The sequence below is a fragment of the Streptomyces chattanoogensis genome, from assembly GCF_001294335.1.
Lineage (GTDB): Bacteria > Actinomycetota > Actinomycetes > Streptomycetales > Streptomycetaceae > Streptomyces > Streptomyces chattanoogensis.
The window spans coordinates 40,608-59,289 of the sequence record NZ_LGKG01000035.1; the positions used below are offsets into that span (position 1 = coordinate 40,608).

General features: G+C 68.3%; 16 protein-coding genes and 1 pseudogene. 9 read left to right on the top strand and 8 right to left on the bottom strand.

The window, feature by feature from the left end; all coding sequences use genetic code 11:
- Nucleotides 1-92: 92 nt before the first annotated feature.
- Together dnaN and dnaA are read right to left on the bottom strand one after the other, a co-directional pair.
- Nucleotides 93-1,223, bottom strand: a complete 1,131-nt coding sequence (gene dnaN / locus ADL29_RS06970) for a DNA polymerase III subunit beta (RefSeq protein ID WP_046927073.1) — start codon at nt 1,221-1,223, stop codon at nt 93-95.
- A 942-nt stretch (nt 1,224-2,165) separates the two neighbouring features.
- Nucleotides 2,166-3,995: a chromosomal replication initiator protein DnaA gene (dnaA, locus tag ADL29_RS06975; protein ID WP_078970809.1), complete on the bottom strand. Its 1,830-nt coding sequence runs from the start codon at nt 3,993-3,995 to the stop codon at nt 2,166-2,168.
- A 377-nt stretch (nt 3,996-4,372) separates the two neighbouring features.
- Here dnaA and rpmH point away from each other — a divergent pair, with 377 nt between their 5' ends.
- The 9 genes and pseudogenes from rpmH (at nt 4,373) to ADL29_RS07020 (ending at nt 11,265) form a co-directional block, all read left to right on the top strand.
- Nucleotides 4,373-4,510, top strand: coding sequence for a 50S ribosomal protein L34 (gene rpmH / locus ADL29_RS06980; protein ID WP_003949374.1), 138 nt, complete (start codon nt 4,373-4,375; stop codon nt 4,508-4,510).
- A gap of 24 nt (nt 4,511-4,534) precedes the next feature.
- A pseudogene (gene rnpA / locus ADL29_RS06985) lies at nt 4,535-4,903 on the top strand (ribonuclease P protein component); the annotation flags it as partial.
- Nucleotides 4,904-4,989: 86 nt separating this feature from the next.
- A complete protein-coding gene (gene yidD, locus ADL29_RS06990; protein ID WP_030412278.1) occupies nt 4,990-5,307 on the top strand; it encodes a membrane protein insertion efficiency factor YidD in 318 nt (105 codons plus the stop codon).
- Nucleotides 5,308-5,310: 3 nt separating this feature from the next.
- Nucleotides 5,311-6,480, top strand: coding sequence for a membrane protein insertase YidC (gene yidC / locus ADL29_RS06995; RefSeq protein WP_053922855.1), 1,170 nt, complete (start codon nt 5,311-5,313; stop codon nt 6,478-6,480).
- Between the two features lie 14 nt (nt 6,481-6,494).
- Nucleotides 6,495-7,001 (top strand): Jag family protein, encoded by a 507-nt coding sequence (locus ADL29_RS07000; protein ID WP_053922856.1) that lies wholly within the window; start codon nt 6,495-6,497, stop codon nt 6,999-7,001.
- A 142-nt stretch (nt 7,002-7,143) separates the two neighbouring features.
- Nucleotides 7,144-7,869 carry a 16S rRNA (guanine(527)-N(7))-methyltransferase RsmG gene (gene rsmG, locus ADL29_RS07005; protein ID WP_053922857.1) on the top strand — a complete coding sequence of 242 codons (726 nt, stop codon included), beginning with the start codon at nt 7,144-7,146 and terminating at the stop codon, nt 7,867-7,869.
- A 306-nt stretch (nt 7,870-8,175) separates the two neighbouring features.
- Nucleotides 8,176-9,243, top strand: a complete 1,068-nt coding sequence (locus ADL29_RS07010; protein ID WP_078970810.1) for a ParA family protein — start codon at nt 8,176-8,178, stop codon at nt 9,241-9,243.
- Entirely contained in the window at nt 9,240-10,340 is a 1,101-nt protein-coding gene (locus tag ADL29_RS07015) for a ParB/RepB/Spo0J family partition protein (protein ID WP_078970811.1), read from the top strand. The genes ADL29_RS07010 and ADL29_RS07015 overlap by 4 nt, the downstream gene beginning before the upstream one ends.
- A gap of 307 nt (nt 10,341-10,647) precedes the next feature.
- A complete protein-coding gene (locus ADL29_RS07020; protein ID WP_046927066.1) occupies nt 10,648-11,265 on the top strand; it encodes a GNAT family N-acetyltransferase in 618 nt (205 codons plus the stop codon).
- A 74-nt stretch (nt 11,266-11,339) separates the two neighbouring features.
- Here ADL29_RS07020 and trxA read toward each other — a convergent pair whose 3' ends face one another.
- From trxA to murJ, 6 genes are all read right to left on the bottom strand, one after another.
- A complete protein-coding gene (gene trxA / locus ADL29_RS07025; protein ID WP_053922859.1) occupies nt 11,340-11,666 on the bottom strand; it encodes a thioredoxin in 327 nt (108 codons plus the stop codon).
- Nucleotides 11,667-11,712: 46 nt separating this feature from the next.
- Complete coding sequence (trxB, locus tag ADL29_RS07030) at nt 11,713-12,687, bottom strand: thioredoxin-disulfide reductase (protein ID WP_053922860.1); 975 nt, start codon at nt 12,685-12,687, stop codon at nt 11,713-11,715.
- Between the two features lie 113 nt (nt 12,688-12,800).
- The gene (locus ADL29_RS46210; protein ID WP_342671143.1) at nt 12,801-13,187 is read right to left on the bottom strand and encodes a hypothetical protein; all 387 of its coding nucleotides are present in this window, start codon (nt 13,185-13,187) and stop codon (nt 12,801-12,803) included.
- 602 nt (nt 13,188-13,789) lie between these two features.
- Nucleotides 13,790-14,485 carry an RNA polymerase sigma factor SigM gene (gene sigM / locus ADL29_RS07040; protein WP_053922862.1) on the bottom strand — a complete coding sequence of 232 codons (696 nt, stop codon included), beginning with the start codon at nt 14,483-14,485 and terminating at the stop codon, nt 13,790-13,792.
- A gap of 148 nt (nt 14,486-14,633) precedes the next feature.
- A complete protein-coding gene (locus ADL29_RS07045; protein WP_053922863.1) occupies nt 14,634-16,355 on the bottom strand; it encodes a protein kinase family protein in 1,722 nt (573 codons plus the stop codon).
- Between the two features lie 107 nt (nt 16,356-16,462).
- Nucleotides 16,463-18,673: a murein biosynthesis integral membrane protein MurJ gene (murJ, locus tag ADL29_RS07050; RefSeq protein WP_053922864.1), complete on the bottom strand. Its 2,211-nt coding sequence runs from the start codon at nt 18,671-18,673 to the stop codon at nt 16,463-16,465.
- Nucleotides 18,674-18,682 lie beyond the last annotated feature (9 nt).

Genomic DNA, 18,682 nt, shown 5'->3' on the forward strand with positions numbered 1-18,682 from the left:
GCTCAGCCGCTCATTCGCCGCAGGTCAACGGCGTCATCCGAGCAGCCGTACGGGGAGTCCGTACGGCTGCGCCGGGAGTCCCTGGCCGCCGTTCAGCCGCTCAGCCGCACCGGCATGATCAGGTACTTGTACGCGTCGTCCGCCTCGGCGTCCTTGGCGGGACGGCCGCTCAGCAGGGCGGGCTTGGTGGACGTCGTGAACGACAGCTGCGCCACCGGGGAGTCGATGGCCGACAGGCCCTCCAGGAGGAAGCCGGGGTTGAAGGCGATCGAGATGTCGTCGCCGTCCAGCTCGGCGTCCACCCTTTCCACAGCCTGTGCATCGTCGCTGGAGCCGGCCTCCAGGATCAGCACGCCCTGCTCGAAGCTCAGCCGCACCGGGGTGTTCCGCTCGGCCACCAGCGCCACACGCTTGACGGCCTCGACGAAGGGCGCGGTCTCGATCACGGCGACCGAGTTGAACTCGGTGGGGAAGAGCGTGCGGTACTTCGGCAGGTCGCCTTCCAGCAGCCGCGTCGTCGTACGGCGTCCGGCGCCCTCGAAACCGATGAGGCCCTCGCCCGCGCCCGAGCCGGACAGCGCCAGCGTGACGGTGTCGCCGCTGCTCAGCGACTTGGCGGTGTCCAGCAGGGTCTTGGCGGGCACCAGGGCGACCGCGGAGGCATCCGGGCTCTCCGGCTTCCACAGGAACTCGCGGACCGCGAAGCGGTAGCGGTCGGTGGAGGCCAGGGTGACGGTGTCGCCCTCGATCTCGATGCGTACGCCGGTGAGCACCGGGAGGGTGTCGTCACGGCCGGCGGCGATGGCCACCTGGGCGGCGGCCGCGGCGAAGACCTCGCCGGGGACGGTGCCGGTGGCGGTGGGCATCGTCGGCAGGGACGGGTACTCCTCCACAGGCAGGGTGTGGAGGGTGAAGCGGGACGAGCCGCAGACGACGGTCACTCGTACACCGTCGGTGGAAATCTCCACCGGGCGGTTGGGGAGCGCCCGGCAGATGTCGGCGAGCAGCCGGCCGGAGACGAGGACCGTGCCCTCCTCCTCGACCTCGGCCTCCACCGAGACCCGCGCCGAGACCTCGTAGTCGAAGCCGGAGAGGCTCAGAGCGCCGTCCTCCGCCTTCAGCAGCAGGCCCGCGAGGACGGGCACCGGCGGACGGGCCGGGAGGCTCTTGGCGGCCCAGGCCACTGCCTCCGCGAGTACATCGCGCTCCACCCGGATCTTCACCGGAAACCGCCTCCTGCTGTTGCTGGCTTTTACGCCCTGCTGGCTCTCGTCATCGGCTGGGTTGCCGGAGACCAGTCTGACGCACACCGCTGACAGCTGGTGCGGCTCGGGGTCAAGTCGACTCGGACCGGTCCGGGCGCTCGGCGGCCAACTTGTGCACAGCCCCCGCTTTCAAGCGAAGTCCCCGGTAGATATCCGTGGTCGTAGTAGTAGGGCCTGTGGAAACCGTGGACAACTCCCTTTGCGCAGGTCAGCACGCAAATTTTGTCCACCGGCCCTGTGGGTGGCAGCCGTGGATAAGCGGGCGGTTCTGTGGACCGCCGAAAGTTCTGCACACCCGATACACAGGGGACGGGCAGTTCTCCCCAGTGCCATCCCCAGCTTTACCCCGGTTCCCCACAGCCCAACCAACCAACTTGATGTGACCGCTTTCACTCGGGCCGGTGAGCACGGGTGTTGGGTTGCCGAACAGTGGACAGGGGTGTGGAGAAGCTGGGGATCACTGGGGACAACGCCGCCTCTCCTGTGGGCAGCCGGTGGACAAGCCGAGCACCGGGCTGTGGATGAAATCTCCGTCCACAGCCTGTGGATTGCAGTTGGCCACAAATCCACACCCTGCTGACCTCCCCTGATGCGCCGCCGGGACGGCGCGCTGTGGATTCCCCAGGGATAACTCTGCTCTCCCCAGGATGTGGATGGAAGATTCTTGCCCAATCTGTGGAGGGAGGCCGTGACCTTGTACGGAATCGAACACGCCCGGCGCGCTCCACAGGTTTGGGATGACGGCGGGGCGTGCCCGCGGGGCGCAGAAAGGGGCCGGGGACGCTTCGCCGGGCGCCCCTGAGGGCTTGCTCAGGCGCCCCGTACGACGAAGGGCGCCCCGGACGGATGTCTCCGGAGCGCCCTGAGCGCGCCTGTGGGCGGCCGGCACGTGGCCGGCGGTCAGCCGTTCTTGATGCGGTTGGTCAGCTCGGTGACCTGGTTGTAGATGGAGCGCCGCTCGGCCATCAGGGCGCGGATCTTGCGGTCGGCGTGCATCACGGTCGTATGGTCCCGGCCGCCGAACTGCGCGCCGATCTTCGGCAGCGAGAGATCCGTCAGCTCGCGGCACAGATACATGGCGATCTGGCGGGCGGTGACCAGCACCCGGCTGCGCGAGGAGCCGCACAGGTCGTCGACGGTCAGCCCGAAGTAGTCGGCGGTGGACGCCATGATCGCGGTGGCCGTGATCTCCGGAGCGGCGTCCTCGCCGCCGGGGATCAGGTCCTTGAGCACGATCTCGGTCAGGCCCAGGTCCACCGGCTGCCGGTTGAGCGAGGCGAACGCGGTGACCCGGATCAGCGCGCCCTCCAGCTCGCGGATGTTGCGCGAGATCCGCGAGGCGATGAACTCCAGCACCTCCGGCGGCGCGTTCAGCTGCTCCTGCACCGCTTTCTTACGGAGGATCGCGATCCGGGTCTCCAGCTCGGGCGGCTGGACGTCCGTAATGAGGCCCCACTCGAAGCGGTTGCGCAGCCGGTCCTCCAGGGTGACCAGCTGCTTGGGCGGCCGGTCCGAGGACAGCACGATCTGCTTGTTGGCGTTGTGCAGGGTGTTGAAGGTGTGGAAGAACTCCTCCTGCGTCGACTCCTTGCTCGCCAGGAACTGGATGTCGTCGACCAGCAGGATGTCCATGTCGCGGTAGCGCTTGCGGAACGCGTCCGCCTTGCCGTCGCGGATGGAGTTGATGAACTCGTTGGTGAACTCCTCCGAGCTCACATACCGCACCCGCGTGCCCGGATACAGGCTCCGCGCGTAGTGCCCGATGGCGTGCAGCAGGTGGGTCTTGCCCAGGCCGGATTCCCCGTAGATGAACAGCGGGTTGTACGCCTTCGCCGGAGCCTCGGCGACGGCGACCGCGGCGGCGTGCGCGAAGCGGTTGGAGGCGCCGATGACGAAGGTGTCGAAGAGGTACTTCGGGTTCAGCCGCGCGGTGGGCTCACCGGGGCCGGTGGCCGGCGCGGGCTGTGCGGCGAGCGGACTGGGCGCACCGCTGGGCGCGGGCAGCGCGGGGCTGCCGGACCGGCCGGGCGGCTGGTGCTCGGACAGGTCGCGGCGCGGCGAGCGGTAGTCGTTCTGCTGCTGTACGTGGGAGGGCGCCGGGGAGGCGTACGGCTCACGCCACTGCTCCGCGGACGGATCGCGGTCGGGGAAGCCGCCGAGGTGCTGCTGCTGCCAGCCGTAGTCGTCGCGGGGGCCGGGGCCGCCGCCCATGGTGGTGGGGTGCTGCGGCCAGGCGCCGGGCTCGTGCCGGGGCTGCTGGTAATCGGGGTAGGCGGGCCGGACGGTGGGCAGCTCCTCGGCCTGGTGTCCGTAGCTCTGCCGGTCGTGGCGGCTGTCGTAGCTGTCGTACGCGTCGTGCTGCGGCTGCGCCTGGTGGGACGGCTGGTGCGGCGACTGCGGGTGCTGCTGCAGGTGCTGCTGCGGCGCGGGGGGCGCGGACTGCGCCGGCGGCTCCTCGGAGGAGTCGTCGACAGTGATCGCGATCCGGATGGGCCGCCCGCATTCATGGCTGAGCGCTTCCCCGATCAGCGGCGCGAGCCGTCCCTCGAGCACACCCTTGGCGAATTCATTGGGGACCGCGAGCAGTGCGGTGTCGGCGACCAGCGCCAGGGGCTGCGTGCGCTTGAGCCAGTCCTGGTCCTTGGGCTTGAGGCCGTCGGCCTCGGCGCGCAGGAGGTGGTCGAGTACGCGCGGCCACACTGCGGCAAGATCAGCAGGGACTTCAGCCACAAGGCACGCTCTCTCACAGTCCCACGAATGTGTGATTCTCAGGACGGGCGGGAAGGAATCGGAGTTCAGCAACGGTAGTCAGGCCGGGCCTGCGGATTCAAGTTGTTGTCCACAGGCTGTGCATAGTGTGTCCTGACAAGGGGCTGCGTGGGGCGGACCGGAGCCGGTTTGACCGGATGGCGTAGCCGCGCGTACCGTGACCAGGTCGAGTTGTCGATGGCTGCTGCCGCCTGCCTCCGATGGGCAAAGATCGCGCTCTGGGCGATCGTGAAGCGGTGCACTTAGGCGTTGCGAGCTACTCGTGGGCGCACGGTGACAGCCAGCGACGCCCCACATCTGTCTCACCTTGAGACAACAAGCATTCCTGGAGCCCCCGAGTGAGCAAGCGCACCTTCCAGCCGAACAACCGCCGCCGCGCGAAGACCCACGGCTTCCGTCTGCGCATGCGGACCCGCGCCGGCCGCGCGATTCTCGCGTCCCGCCGTGGCAAGGGTCGCGCCCGCCTGTCGGCCTGAGCAGCCTGACCCTAGGTCCATGACGTGCTGCCTACCGAGCATCGGCTGAGGCGGCGCGAGGACTTTGCGACCGCGGTACGCCGGGGACGCAGGGCCGGGCGCCCGCTCCTTGTCGTTCATTTTCGTAGCGGTGCAACGGACCCGCACGCAGCGGGGGAATACGTTCCCCCGGCGCGTGCGGGTTTCGTCGTGAGCAAGGCCGTTGGCGTCGCCGTCGTACGCAACAAGGTCAAGCGGAGGCTTCGCCACCTCATGCGCGATCGGCTGGACCGGCTGCCCGCCGGTAGCCTGGTTGTCGTACGGGCCCTGCCCGGCGCGGGTGCAGCGGAGCACGACCAGCTGGCCCGCGACCTGGACGCCGCGTTTCAGCGGCTGCTGGGAGGGGCGCCGAAAGGCTGCAATCCCACCGGTGCCACGACCGACAGCGGCTCTGCCGCGGCCCCCCGGAACCCCGGACGGGACCCGGGAGGGAGCGCACAGTGAAGTACCCGCTGCTGCTTTTGATCAAGATCTATCAGTGGACCATCAGCCCCTTGCTGGGCCCGGTCTGCAAGTACTACCCGTCGTGCTCGCACTATGGCTATACGGCCATCGACCGGCACGGCGCGGTGAAAGGGACTGCGCTGACTGCCTGGCGCATCCTGCGCTGCAATCCGTGGTCGCTCGGTGGCGTCGACCACGTCCCTCCCCGGAAGCGTCCGGTCTGGCACCAGCGGCTGAGGAGCCGTCTGGGCGGGACTGCCGTCCATGAACCCGCCGCCCAGCCCGAGACTCAGCCCAACGCCCAAGGAGCCTGATTCGTGGACACGATCCTCGGTCCCCTCTATACCGTTGTTTCCTGGATCATCGTCCAGTTCCACTCGTTCTTCAGCCTGATCTTCGATCCGAACAGTGGCGCGGCGTGGGGTCTGTCCATCGTCTCGCTGGTGGTGCTGATCCGTATCTGCCTGATCCCGCTCTTCGTGAAGCAGATCAAGTCGACGCGGAACATGCAGGCGCTCCAGCCGAAGATGAAGGCGATCCAGGAGCGGTACAAGAGCGACAAGCAGCGCCAGTCCGAAGAGATGATGAAGCTCTACAAGGAGACGGGCACCAACCCGCTCTCGAGCTGTCTCCCGATTCTGGCGCAGTCGCCGTTCTTCATCTCGCTGTATCAGGTCCTGAACCACATCGCGAACAACCAGACCGTCGGCGTCATCAACCAGTCGCTGCTGGACAGCGCGAACAAGGCGCACATTTTCGGTGCCCCGCTGGCCGCGAAGTTCATGGACAGCGCGGAGAAGATCGAAAGCCTCGGCGCTTCCCTGACCGATGTCCGCGTCGTCACGATCATCATGATCGTCCTGATGTCGGCGTCGCAGTTCTACACGCAGCGCCAGCTGATGACCAAGAACGTCGACCTCACGGTGAAGACGCCGTTCATGCAGCAGCAGAAGATGCTGATGTACGTCTTCCCGATCATGTTCGCCGTCTTCGGTATCAACTTCCCCGTCGGTGTCCTCGTCTACTGGCTGACCACCAACGTGTGGACCATGGGCCAGCAGATGTTCGTCATCCGCCGGAACCCCACCCCGGGCAGCAAGGCCTTCACGGAGCGCCAGGAGCGGCTGCGGGCCAAGGGCAAGCTGGTCGAGGCCCCGGCCGAGATCGCGGCGAAGAAGGCCGCCGAGGAAGCGCGCCAGAACCGCCAGCAGCCCAAGCGTCAGACGAAGGCCAAGCGGCAGCACTCGACGCCGGGCACCGGTGCCTCCGGGGGTGCCACGCAGAACCGTACGCGTGCGGGTTCCGCGGGCGACGCCTCGTCCGGTCAGGGTGCCGCGAAGAAGCAGTCGCTGGAGAAGAAGGCCTCGCAGGACAGCAAGGAGCAGGGCGACGCGTCCTCGAAGGGCGCCTCTGCCTCCGGGTCCCGTAACACCAAGTCCGGACAGCGCAAGGGCCAGCAGCGCCCCAAGCACCCGTCCAAGAAGTAAGAAGGAGTCCTTTCGTGACGGACACGACCCCTGGCACCAAGGGCACCGACACCCTCACCCGCCTGGAGCAGGAAGGTGAGATCGCGGCCGACTACCTCGAGGGGCTGCTGGACATCGCCGACCTCGACGGTGACATCGACATGGATGTCGAGGCCGACCGCGCCGCGGTGTCGATCATCAGCGAGGCGACCAGCCGCGATCTGCAGAAGCTGGTGGGCCGTGAAGGTGAGGTGCTGGAGGCGCTGCAGGAGCTGACCCGGCTCGCCGTGCACCGCGAGACCGGTGACCGCAGCCGTCTGATGCTGGACATCGCCGGCTTCCGGGCGCGCAAGCGTGAGCAGCTCACGGAGATCGGCGCGAAGGCGGCCGAGGAGGCCAAGGGCACCGGTCAGCCGGTGAGGCTCGACCCGATGACGCCGTTCGAGCGCAAGGTCGTGCACGACGCGGTGGCCGCGGCCGGGCTGCGCAGTGAGTCCGAGGGCGAGGAGCCGCAGCGCCGAGTGGTCGTCCTCCCGGCCTGACCTTCAGCGCTTCGTTTGTCTTTGGCCCCGTCTGCTCGCAGACGGGGCCAAATCTTGTCAGCGTGTTCTGTGTTATTCCGGGGTTCCGGAGCGTATCCGGGGTTCCCGGCAGGAAAAGCAGTGCAGAGGAAGGGCGGTTCCCGTGACGGAGGCAGCAGCGGAGCTTCCTCCTGCGCCGAAGGCGGCGCAGGAGGTATTCGGTGAGCGCTTTCCGGAGGCTGTGCGGTACGGCGAACTGCTCGCCGACGCGGGAGTGAAGCGGGGGCTGATCGGCCCGCGCGAGGTACCCCGGCTGTGGGAGCGGCATCTGCTGAACTGCGCGGTGCTCTCCGAGGTGGTTCCGGAGGGCGTCTCGGTGTGCGATGTGGGTTCGGGGGCCGGGCTGCCCGGTATCCCGCTGGCGCTGGTGCGCCCGGATCTGAAGATCACGCTGCTGGAGCCGCTGCTGCGACGAACGACCTTCCTGCAGGAGGTCGTCGAGCTGCTCGGGCTGGACCATGTCACGGTGGTGCGGGGCAGGGCCGAAGAGGTCATGGGCAAGATCCCGCAGGTGCATGTGGTGACGGCCCGGGCCGTCGCTCCACTGGACCGGCTGGCCGGCTGGGGCGTTCCGCTGCTGCGGCCGTACGGCGAGATGCTGGCGCTCAAGGGGGATGCCGCGGAGGAGGAGCTCAAGGGGGCTCGGGCGGCGCTGAGCAAGCTCGGTGTGGTGGAGACGTCGGTGGTGCACGTGGGCGAGGGGATCGTGGATCCCCCGTCGACCGTGGTGCGGGTCGAGGTCGGGGAAAGTCCCGGCGGGGTGCGCTTCGCGGCCAAGCGGGCGAAGGCGGCGCGTGTCAGCCGTGTGTCGAGGGGGCGCCGGCGCTGAATGCCCTCTTTCCGGGGTTCCCGGGCCGGACTCGCTGCCGCGGGTGCATTCTTCGCGAACCAGCGAATAGGGCGAATTCCATAAAGGCCATCAAAACGCCACAAGACGGAGTGTCGCGGCTTAATCGGGCGCGGCGCTGGCATCGTGTTTCACGTGAAACGTCGTTCTCTACTGCAAGGGATCATTGACCGTGGTCGCGCGGCCGCCGCGCCGCGCGACCGTAAACCCACAAGGGTCACGGAAGTATCCACAGACGTGGGTTTGTCCACAGGAGAGCGGACCTCACTGGTTCACGACGCCGAAAGCATGGCAGGCTCTGACCACTGCGAGCCTGATGTCGAGGAGAGTGAATCCTTGCGGTCCGACGCCAACATCGCGGGACCGATGACCGAACCGGTCCCCGGTCCCCGTAACGAGTCGTTCGGGGACGACGTTTCACGTGAAACGCCGCCCCCGATGGACGACACCCCGATCGGTCGTGCAGCTCAGCTGGCGGTGGAGGCATTTGGCCGCACGGGAGGGCTGCCCCGGCCCGAGCAGACCCGGGTGATGGTGGTTGCCAACCAGAAGGGCGGGGTCGGCAAGACCACGACCACGGTGAACCTGGCGGCTTCGCTGGCCCTGCACGGGGCACGGGTTCTGGTGGTCGACCTCGACCCCCAGGGCAATGCCTCGACGGCTCTGGGAATCGACCATCACGCCGAAGTGCCGTCGATCTATGACGTGCTGGTGGACAGCAAGCCGCTCTCCGATGTGGTGCAGCCGGTGGTGGATGTGGAGGGCCTGTTCTGCGCGCCTGCCACGATCGACCTGGCGGGTGCGGAGATCGAACTGGTCTCGCTGGTGGCGCGGGAGAGCCGCCTGGACCGGGCCATCAAGGCATACGAGCAGCCGCTGGACTACATCCTTATCGACTGCCCGCCCTCACTGGGCCTGCTGACCGTGAACGCTCTGGTCGCCGGCGCGGAGGTGCTGATCCCGATCCAGTGCGAGTACTACGCACTGGAGGGTCTGGGGCAGTTGCTGCGGAACGTCGACCTGGTGCGCGGGCATCTCAACCCCAAGCTCCATGTCTCGACGATCCTGCTCACCATGTACGACGGGCGTACCCGGCTGGCCTCCCAGGTCGCCGATGAAGTGCGCAGCCACTTCGGCAACGAGGTGCTCCGTACGAGCATCCCCCGCTCGGTGCGTATCTCCGAGGCACCCAGCTATGGGCAGACGGTGCTCACCTATGACCCGGGATCCAGTGGTTCGCTCTCGTATCTCGAAGCGGCCAGAGAGATCGCGCTGCGCGGGGTTTCTCAGACCGGTGGTCAGGGCCTCGCGGTCAACTATGAAGGACAGCACAGCATGTCGGAGGGGACTCAGTGAGCGAACGACGTAGAGGCCTGGGCCGTGGGCTCGGTGCGCTGATCCCCGCGGCACCGCAGAGCACGGACAATGCCGGGCCTGTGGTGGGACGGGGGACGACGTCACCGTCGGCCGTACCGGTACTGACACCGGACCGGGGGGTGGCGGCCGCCAAGGTTGCCGCGCTTCCGGCGAAGGGTGTTTCACGTGAAACAGAGGCACCGGCCGAGCCGGAAGTGATGCCTCAGGGCGTAACAGAGGTCGCGGGCGCGCATTTCGCAGAGGTGCCGCTGGATGCGATCACACCGAACCCACGGCAGCCGCGGGAGGTGTTCAACGAGGAAGCGCTCGCCGAGCTGGTGGTCTCCATCAAGGAGGTGGGCCTGCTCCAGCCGGTGGTGGTCCGTCAGACCGCGCCCGAGCGGTATGAGCTCATCATGGGTGAGCGCCGCTGGCGGGCGTGCCGTGAGGCCGGGCTGGAGAAAATTCCTGCCATCGTCCGGGCCACGGAAGACGGCAAGATGCTGCTCGATGCGCTGCTGGAGAACCTGCACCGGGCACAGCTCAATCCGCTGGAAGAGGCGGCCGCCTACGACCAGCTGCTGCAGGATTTCGCGTGCACGCACGACGAGCTGGCCGACCGGATCGGGCGCTCGCGTTCGCAGGTCACCAACACGCTGCGGCTGCTGAAGCTGGCGCCGGCCGTCCAGAGCAGACTCGCGGCGGGCGTGCTCTCCGCAGGACACGCCCGTGCCCTGCTCACCGTGGTGGACCACGAAGAGCAGGAGCACCTCGCGCACCGCGCTGTGCGGGAGGGGCTGTCGGTGCGCAGCCTCGAGGAGATCGTGAAGCTCCTGGGGTCCGACCCCAAGAGCACGGCCAAGGCCAAGAAGCCACGTGCGGGCGCCCGGGTGTCTCCCGCGCTCACTGGTCTCGCCACGCGGCTGTCCGACCGTTTCGAGACCCGGGTGAAGGTCGATCTCGGTCAGAAGAAGGGAAAGATCGTCGTCGAGTTCGCCTCAATGGACGATCTGGAGCGCATTCTCGGCACGCTGGCCCCCGGCGAAGGCCCGGTTCTGGGCACGTCGCTTGCCGAGGAGGGCGACGACAAGAAATGAGCTGACGAGTTCGGCTCCTGGGCGGGCCGTGTTCCGGAGTCCATACCGGAACACGGCCCGCCCTTTGCTCTCTGCCGGTACCCGTGCCCGTAAAGGGTGGATACGATGCGATCGGGTATGGCACGCATCCACATGGAGAGACCTCACAACGAGGAGAGGCCATGCGATCAGTGAGCCGCACCGGACTGTTGGCGGCGGGGTTCGGCCTCGCGGCCGTCGGAGGGTTCGTCGGCGGTCTGCTCAGGGAGCAGGCGGCGCTGACGGCGCTACGTGGTGCGGCAGGCGAGGGAAGTGAGGACCTGGCTTCATGGGCCGTCGGCTCGTACCGCTCACGCTGGACAACCTTCCGGATCTCCCCAAGCGCTGCCGCTCCTGTGTCTTCTGGGAACTCGACCCCGTCAGCGGCGAAGCCGCGGTAAAGGCGGGGCGGCCCGAGCTGGAGAAGGAAGCCTGGATCTCGGCGGTACTGCTCGAGTGGGGATCCTGCGGGCGGGTGGTCTATGTCGACGACGTCCCGGTCGGGTTCGTGATGTATGCCCCGCCGGCCTATGTGCCGCGGTCCACGGCCTTTCCCACCAGCCCGGTGTCGGCGGATGCGGTGCAGCTGCTCACGGCGTGGCTGACGCCCGGTTACCAGGGGCAGGGGCTGGGCCGGGTGATGGTGCAGACGGTAGCCAAGGACCTCATCCAGCGCGGCTTCAAGGCCATCGAGGCCTTCGGGGATGCCCGCTGGACCGAGCCTGCCTGTGTGCTGCCCGCCGACCATCTCCTCGCGGTGGGCTTCAAGACCGTACGGCCCCACCCGCGCTTTCCGCGGCTGAGGCTCGAGCTACGCGCCACCATCTCGTGGAAGGAAGATGTGGAGCTGGCCCTCGACCGATTGCTGGGAGCAGTCCAGAAGGAACCCGCGCTGCGGCCGCTGTAGGAACCCTCGGAACAGAGATCGGGCCCGCCCCTTTGAGGGGGCGGGCCCGATGTTTCACGTGAAACGTGCCGCCACTACTTGAGGAAGTCCGCCAGGTCCTTCTCGATACCGGCCTTCGGCTTGGCGCCGACGATGGTCTTCACGACCTCGCCGTCCTTGTAGACGTTCATGGTCGGGATGGACATGACGCCGTACCTGGCGGTGGTCGCCGGGTTCTCGTCGGTGTTCAGCTTGGCGATGACGATCTCGTCGTGCTCGGCGGCAATGGCCTCCAGGGACGGGGCGACCTGGCGGCACGGGCCGCACCAGGTGGCCCAGAAGTCCACGAGGACGGGCTTGTCGCTCTTGAGGACGACCTCTTCGAAGTTGTCGTCCGTGACGGTCACCGTGGCGCCGGCCATGGCAATCTCCTTATGGGGTGGGTGTTGGGAAAACTGGGTGCGCGGGTCAGGCGGAAGCGGTCTTGTCCGGCTCGGCGACCGCCTCGCCGTCCGACAGCGCAGCGAGGAACCGCTCGGCGTCAAGGGCAGAGGAACAGCCCGTGCCGGCTGCGGTGATCGCCTGGCGGTAGGTGTGGTCGACGACATCGCCTGCGGCGAAGACACCCGGCAGGTTCGTACGGGTGCTGGGCGCGTCGACCTTGAGGTAACCCTCGTCGTCGAGGTTCAGCTGGCCCTTGAACAGCTCGGTCCGCGGGTCGTGGCCGATGGCGATGAACAGGCCCGTGACGGGGAGCTCCGAGGTCTCGCCGGTCTTGACGTTGCGCAGCGTCAGACCCGAGAGCTTGTTCTCGCCGTGAATCTCGGCGACCTCGCTGTCCCACACGAACTTGATCTTCGGGTCGGCGAAGGCACGATCCTGCATCGCCTTGCTGGCGCGCAGGGCGTTACGGCGGTGGACGACCGTGACCGACTTGGCGAAGCGGGAGAGGAAGGTGGCCTCCTCCATCGCGGTGTCGCCGCCGCCGATGACGGCGATGTCCTGGTCCTTGAAGAAGAACCCGTCGCAGGTGGCGCACCAGGAGACGCCGCGGCCGGACAGCTCGTCCTCACGGGGCAGCCCGAGCTTGCGGTGCTGGGAGCCGGTGCTGACGATCACGGTCTTTGCGCGGTGGACGTTCCCGGCGCTGTCGGTGACGGTCTTGATCTCCTCGGAGAGGTCGACCGCGACGATGTCGTCCGGCACGAGCTCGGCGCCGAAGCGCTCGGCCTGGGCGCGCATGTTGTCCATGAGGTCCGGCCCCATGATGCCGTCTCGGAAACCGGGGAAGTTCTCCACGTCGGTGGTATTCATCAGCGCGCCTCCGGCGGTGACGGCACCTTCGAAGACCAGCGGCTTCAGGGACGCGCGGGCGGTGTAGAGCGCTGCGGTGTAGCCCGCGGGCCCGGAGCCGATGATGATCACGTTGCGGACGTCGCTCACGGGTGTCTTCCTTGTCTCTGCCGACTGCTTGCTGGGGTCTCGGAACTCTCACCCCACCCAACGGATCCTACGGGGCGTGCATTCCCGGAGTGTCGCAGCGCACGTTCCGTCGTTCAGTCTCGCCGGTACGAGTGGGTCAGCAGGACCTTGCCGGGAGTCGGCGGGGTGGCTGAGACGCACGAGGAAGAGACGACGTACGCGGAGACACGTGACGGGTCGGACGGGTGCGGCAGCACCACGAGATAGGCGTCCTTGCCGTTGTAGGTGCTGTGGCTGGAGGCGAGCGGCGCTTCGGTACGGCCGATGCCCTTGCGCACACACGAGGGGGCGATGTCGGCATTGCCGCGCAGTGGTGTTTCGGGCGAGCTGCGGGTCCCGATCTCCGGGGACTTGTGCTTGTGCTTCGCCGCGAGCAGGCCGTGGACATGCGCTTCCAGGGATGCGGAGGTCAGTGCCGAGCCGCCGGGAGCCTGCTGGGTGGATGGCGCGCGGTCCGGCATCGTGGTGGGAGTGCCGTTGGTGGAAGCGTTCTGAAAGAGAAGACCGCCGATGCTGATGGCCGCAGCGGCTGCCGCCGTCCCGAGCAGGATCCGGGGCCAGCGCCGCGAACGCGACGAGCGGCCGCCCGGTGTCTGCCGGCCGGGTCCGGAGGTGCCCCGCGGGCGTCCGGACGGTCGATCCGAGGGCGCGCCGTGTGTGGGCGATTCCACATCGGTTTCACGTGAAACCGAGCTCCCACGGGTCGATGTTTCACGTGAAACCGAAGTGGAGCCGGCCGATGTTTCACGTGAAACCGAGTCGGCGTGCATCGATGTTTCACGTGAAACAAGAGTCCCAGTGGCGGGCGCCGTGGAGTCCAACAGTGCCTCGGCCGCGAGGGCGGCGTCGATGCGCCCGGCGACATCCGAGGGCATCCTCGTCGGCCCGGGAAGCGTCCCGAGCAGCCCGCGGATTTCTTCCAGGGACGCCTGGACGTCCGCGCACAGAGGGCAGCCCGCGAGATGGTCACGGAGCTGTGTGGTGCGGAACGGGGTCAGCAGTCCATCCGTGAGATCAGAGATCTCGGAGACCTCCGGGTGCTCATCCGAGCCGGTCGTCGACGTCACGCTCGCCCACCTCCGCCCTTCACGGCACCTGTGTCGTTCGGTCCTGCCGTCGGTGGGACGGGTGTCCCCTGCGCCCGGTTCCTTCCCCGGCTCACGGGTCGGCTATCCCCGTCATCGGCGCGCAGATGGGTGACCAACGGAAGGAGCCGAGCACGGCCCCGTGCGCAGCGGCTCTTCACGGTTCCTGTCGGAATCCCGAGGATCGCTGCGGCCTCGGCGACGGGGTAGCCCTGCATGTCGACGAGGACGAGGGCGGCACGCTGTTCTTCGGGGAGGGTGCGCAGCGCGCCGAGCAGTTGCCGGTAGAGGTCCTGCCGCTCGGCGGGGACGGCGGCGGATTCCTGCGGTTCGAGGAGCTGCTCCAGCCGCTCGGTCTCGGCCACCGGCGAAGTGCGCCGGGAAGCGGCCTTGCGGGCCCGGTCCAGACAGGCATTGACCGTGATGCGGTGCAGCCAGGTCGTCACGGCGGACTGCCCACGGAAGGTGTGCGCCGCGCGGTATGCGGAGACCAAGGCGTCCTGGACGGCGTCGGCGGCTTCTTCTCGATCGCCGAGAGTGCGCAGAGCAACGGCCCAGAGGCGGTCGCGGTGGCGTCGGACAATCTCCCCGAAGGCATCGGGGTCGCCCTTCACATGCAGGGCAAGGAGATCGGCGTCCGATGGTGTCGAAGCCTCGTTGCTGTCGGTGGACACGGGCCCCCCGGCCGTAGCTGCCTGATCTCGGGTCCCATTGAAGCCCGCCAGGTCAGGAAAGTAAATGCCGATGAATTTGGGGCCCTGGCCGTTCCATCCGGCCGGGGCCCCGCACTCTTTTTCAGGCAGCTGCTGTGCTTTCCGCCTCTCAGCCGGTGAAGGAAACCTCCGTCACGGCCTGCTTGTAGCCGGGGTCGCTGAACTCGTCCTTCGGGGAGTACGGCATGGCAGTGATCCAGACCAGGACGTACTGCGCCTTCGCCGGCTTCTTGAGCCTGATCTCCACCGTCGTCCCCGACGTTTGTGCCGTACCGAGCTCCTGCATGGAGCTCAGCGGCTCCGACGGCGAGAGCGAGTTGGCCGCGTACAGGGTGACAGTGGTGTGCGGGCCGCTGTAGTGCAGACCGACCGAAGCGCTGCTTATCCGCTCCTTCGAGCCCAGGTCATAGATGAGCCCGACGCCCTGCTTGAACGACGGGTTCAGGTCGGGGCCCTGGAGGAAGCTCCTGCTGCGCCAGTAGGTGCCGGGGTCCTTGTCGTAGGTGTCCTGGGCCTGGCCGGGGTGCTGTGGCTTGCCGTCCGGGTAGTACTCAGCAGCCCTTTCGATCTTGATCGGCTTGGCAACGGGGTTCTTGGCCTTGCCGCCGGTCGTCTGCGAGCTGCCCGGCTCGTCCTGATCCCCCTCCATCTTGAGCAGGGTGTCCGCGAGCTGCCAGCTGCCCAGCCCGAGCGCCGCGATGAGCAGCGCGGAGACGGACCACTTCAGCGCCTTGCCGGTACGGCTCTGCAGCGGGGGCGGTGGGGTGGGGATGGCCTGTGTCGGCCGGCCGGGCTGGCGGTTGTGGGCCGGCTGCTGGCGGTAGGTGCCCTGTTGGTATCCGGTGCGCTGGTAGGGCGGTGGTGTGCTGAACGACGTCTCCGGAGGGCGGATGCGCGGCATCGCCGCGACGGCCTTGGCCAACTCCTCCGGGGTGGTGCAGGGCTGTTCCTGCCGGGAGGCCGTGGCGCCGTCGTTGACGAGCGCACGCATGGCGAGTTCGGAGAGCCCACGGTGGACCCCCGCACGTACCTGGTCCGGCGCGATCAGCCCGACGCCCTTGGGCAGGCCGGTCAGGCCATGGGCGTCGTTCTCGTAGGGCCAGCGCTGGGTCAGCGCGGCGTACAGCAGAGCGCCGATCGCCTCTGTGTCCGTGCGCTGAGGGTGGTCGCAGGTGATGCCGCGAAGCGCCGCCATGACGGCCAGCCCACGGATGCGGTACTGGCCGGACTCGGTACGCAGCACCGAACCTGGGGTGATCCGCAAATGGGCCAGGCCCTCGCGGTGGGCGGCGGCCATGGCCTGGGAGACCTGGTTGACGAGCTGGTAGGCGTCGTGCGGCTCAAGAGGTCCGCCGGCGAGCACGGTGGTGAGCTCGATGGCGTCCGGCAGCCATTCGTGGACCACGTAGACGACGTCGTTCTCCTCGACGGCGTCGAGGACCTGGACGAACCGGGGATCGCCGAGGAGCGCGGAGGAGCGGGCGGCGGACAGCACCGGACGGGCCCGAGGGTGGTCGGCGGGCAGGATGTGCACGCCGACGGCTCTGCGCAGCTTTTCGTCGACCGCACGCCAGCTGCTGAACCCGTCCAGACGGGTGACGCACTCCTCCAGGCGGTAGCGTCTGGCGAGCTTGTGGCCACTGTGCAGTTCCGGTGGCTGGGATTCGGCCGCCGTGGCACGCGTCGCGTCGGTGCGTGCGGTGTCCTTTTCCCCGCCGGATACCTTCTCGGCCTCCGCGCCGTCGTCCGTGGCCTGACCCGCCTGGGCGGTCAGCGGTTCCTCACCGCTCGTGTCGGCCACGTCGACGGCCGCCGTGCTCCGTTCCGCCACCGTCGTTCCTGCCTCCCCATCCGTTGCAGGCTCAATGAGCCACGACAATTGTGCCCACAGTCCGCCACTATGCACGACACACGGTGGCGGCCGATGGTTGTGCCCGGTCAGCGCCCCAGCTTGGCGCGAACCATCCCGACCAGGGCATTCAGCTCTTGGATCCGCATCTTCCGGGCGGCTGCGTAGAAGACCGCCAGAAGTGCGGCGCTGCCGCCGATGAGGGCGGCGAGCGAGCCGGTGAACCCACTGCCGAGTGTCTGCATGATGCCGTAGACCACGGCTCCGGAGATGACCGTGGCCGGAACGCTGGCGCCGGCCAGCCGTGCATAGGTGCGCACGACATGCGCGGTGTCGAGGTCGCCGCCCATCCGCTTGCTCAGGCGGCGCCAGGCCACGCCGACGCCGATGATGTACGCCAGGCCGTAGGAGGCCGCCATACCGATCACGGCCCAGCGCGCGGGGAGGACCAGGAAGCAGAGCGCGGAGGCGGCAGCGTTGACCGCGGCGACGATCACCGTGTTGTAGAAGGGGGTGCGGGTGTCCTCGTACGCGTAGAACGCGCGCAGGACGACGTACTGCACCGAGAACGGGATCAGGCCGATGCCGAAGGCCATCAGCATGTAGCCCATCGGGATGCCGGCGCCGGACGAGCCGTAGACCAGGGTGCACAGCGGGACGCCGAGGGAGAGGAATCCGAACGCGATCGGGACGATGGCGACGGCGGAGGTACGCAGCCCCTGGGACATGTCGTCGCGGACGGCCGCGGTGTCGCCGTCGTGCGCGGAACGCGCCAGGCGCGGCAGCAGCGCCGCCATCACGGAAACGGTGATGATCGCCTGCGGCATGTTCCAGATCAGCTGTGCGCTGGCGTAGGAGATGAAGCCGGTGCCCGGGTGGCCCTGATGGTCGGCGGTGTTGCCGGCCCAGGTGGAGAGCTGGGTGACGACGAGGACGCCTGCCTGGTTGGCGAGGACGAACAGAACAGTCCACTTGGCGAGCTTGGCGGCCTTGCCCAGACCGTGGCCGCGCCAGTCGAAGCGCAGCCGGAGCTTGAAGTCGGCGTCGCGCAGGTACGGGATCATCGCCAGCGCCTGGACCACAAGGCCGAGGAGGGTGCCGATGCCCAGCAGCCGGATGCCCTCGGAGGGGATGGTGGTGACGCCGATGTGCGACGTGCTGGCCGAGCCGTAGACCCAGATGAACAGGCCGAAGGTGGCGATCATGACGATGTTGTTGAGGACTGGGGTCCACATCATCGCGCCGAAGCGGCCGCGGGCGTTGAGGATCTGCCCCATCACGACGTGCAGACCCATGAAGAAGATCGTGGGCACGCAGTAGCGGGTGAACGCCACGGCGACCTCGTTGGCCGCCGGGTCGCGGGAGATGTCCAGGGAGACCAGCTTCACCAGGAGCGGCGCGGCGACCACCGCCACGACGGTCAGCGCTCCAAGGATCACGATGACGAGCGTGAGCAGGCGGTTGGCGTAGGCCTCGCCGCCGTCGTCGTCCTCCTTCATCGCGCGGACGAGCTGTGGGACGAACACGGAGTTCAGACCGCCGCCGATGGTCAGGATGAAGATCATCGTCGGCAGCTGGTAGGCGACCTGCCAGGAGTCACCGAGGACGGCACCGCCGAGCGCCGCGACGATCAGTGCGGAGCGGATGAAGCCCGTGAGCCGGGACACCATAGTGCCCGCGGCCATCACGGCGCTGGACTTGAGCAGGCCGGAGGCGCGGCCACCGGACTGTTTGCCGGCCTTCGCGGGAGTGGACTCCTGCGAAGGCGCGGACTGCTGCGGTACGGCCTCGGGCACCGGCGCCCCCGCTCCCCCGGCCGCGGCGGTTGCCGCCGGAGCCGGTGCGGGGCGCTGGGGGTCGTAGGGCTGCTGGTCCCGGAACAGATGCGCGAAGGCATCGGATTCCGGGCGCTCGTCGGAGGCCTGGGTGATCAAGTCGTCGACACCCACGAACTGCGCGGTCGCGGCGTCGTCGTACGGGAGATCGCGGTTCTGGCCCTCGGGTCCGGACGGCGGAGGCGCCGCCCAGAACTGCGGGTCCGGGGTGTGCTGAGCCGCAGGCGCCTGCCGGTGGAGAGGCTGAGTGGCCTGACCCGGAGGCGGCGGGTATGCGCCGCGGTTGTACGGCCCCTCGGCGACCGGACCCTGCGCCGTCGGGTGCTGCGCGTGGTGCGGGTCGTTGCGGTAGGCGTCCTGGACGTAGGGGCCGGGAGCTGCGGGCACCTGGGGCGTCGCAGGGACCGGCCCAGCGGGGTCGCCATGGGCGTCCCGGCTGCGGTCACCGTCGTACGGCGCGTTCATCGCTGCCCC

Coding starts and splice junctions, on each gene's coding strand:
- ADL29_RS07010 (WP_078970810.1), top strand. CDS start 8,176: ATGGCAGGCTCTGACCACTGCGAGCCTGATGTCGAGGAGAGTGAATCC.
- trxA (WP_053922859.1), bottom strand. CDS start 11,666: ATGGCCGGCGCCACGGTGACCGTCACGGACGACAACTTCGAAGAGGTC.
- murJ (WP_053922864.1), bottom strand. CDS start 18,673: ATGAACGCGCCGTACGACGGTGACCGCAGCCGGGACGCCCATGGCGAC.
- ADL29_RS46210 (WP_342671143.1), bottom strand. CDS start 13,187: ATGCCGGACCGCGCGCCATCCACCCAGCAGGCTCCCGGCGGCTCGGCA.
- ADL29_RS07020 (WP_046927066.1), top strand. CDS start 10,648: ATGGGCCGTCGGCTCGTACCGCTCACGCTGGACAACCTTCCGGATCTC.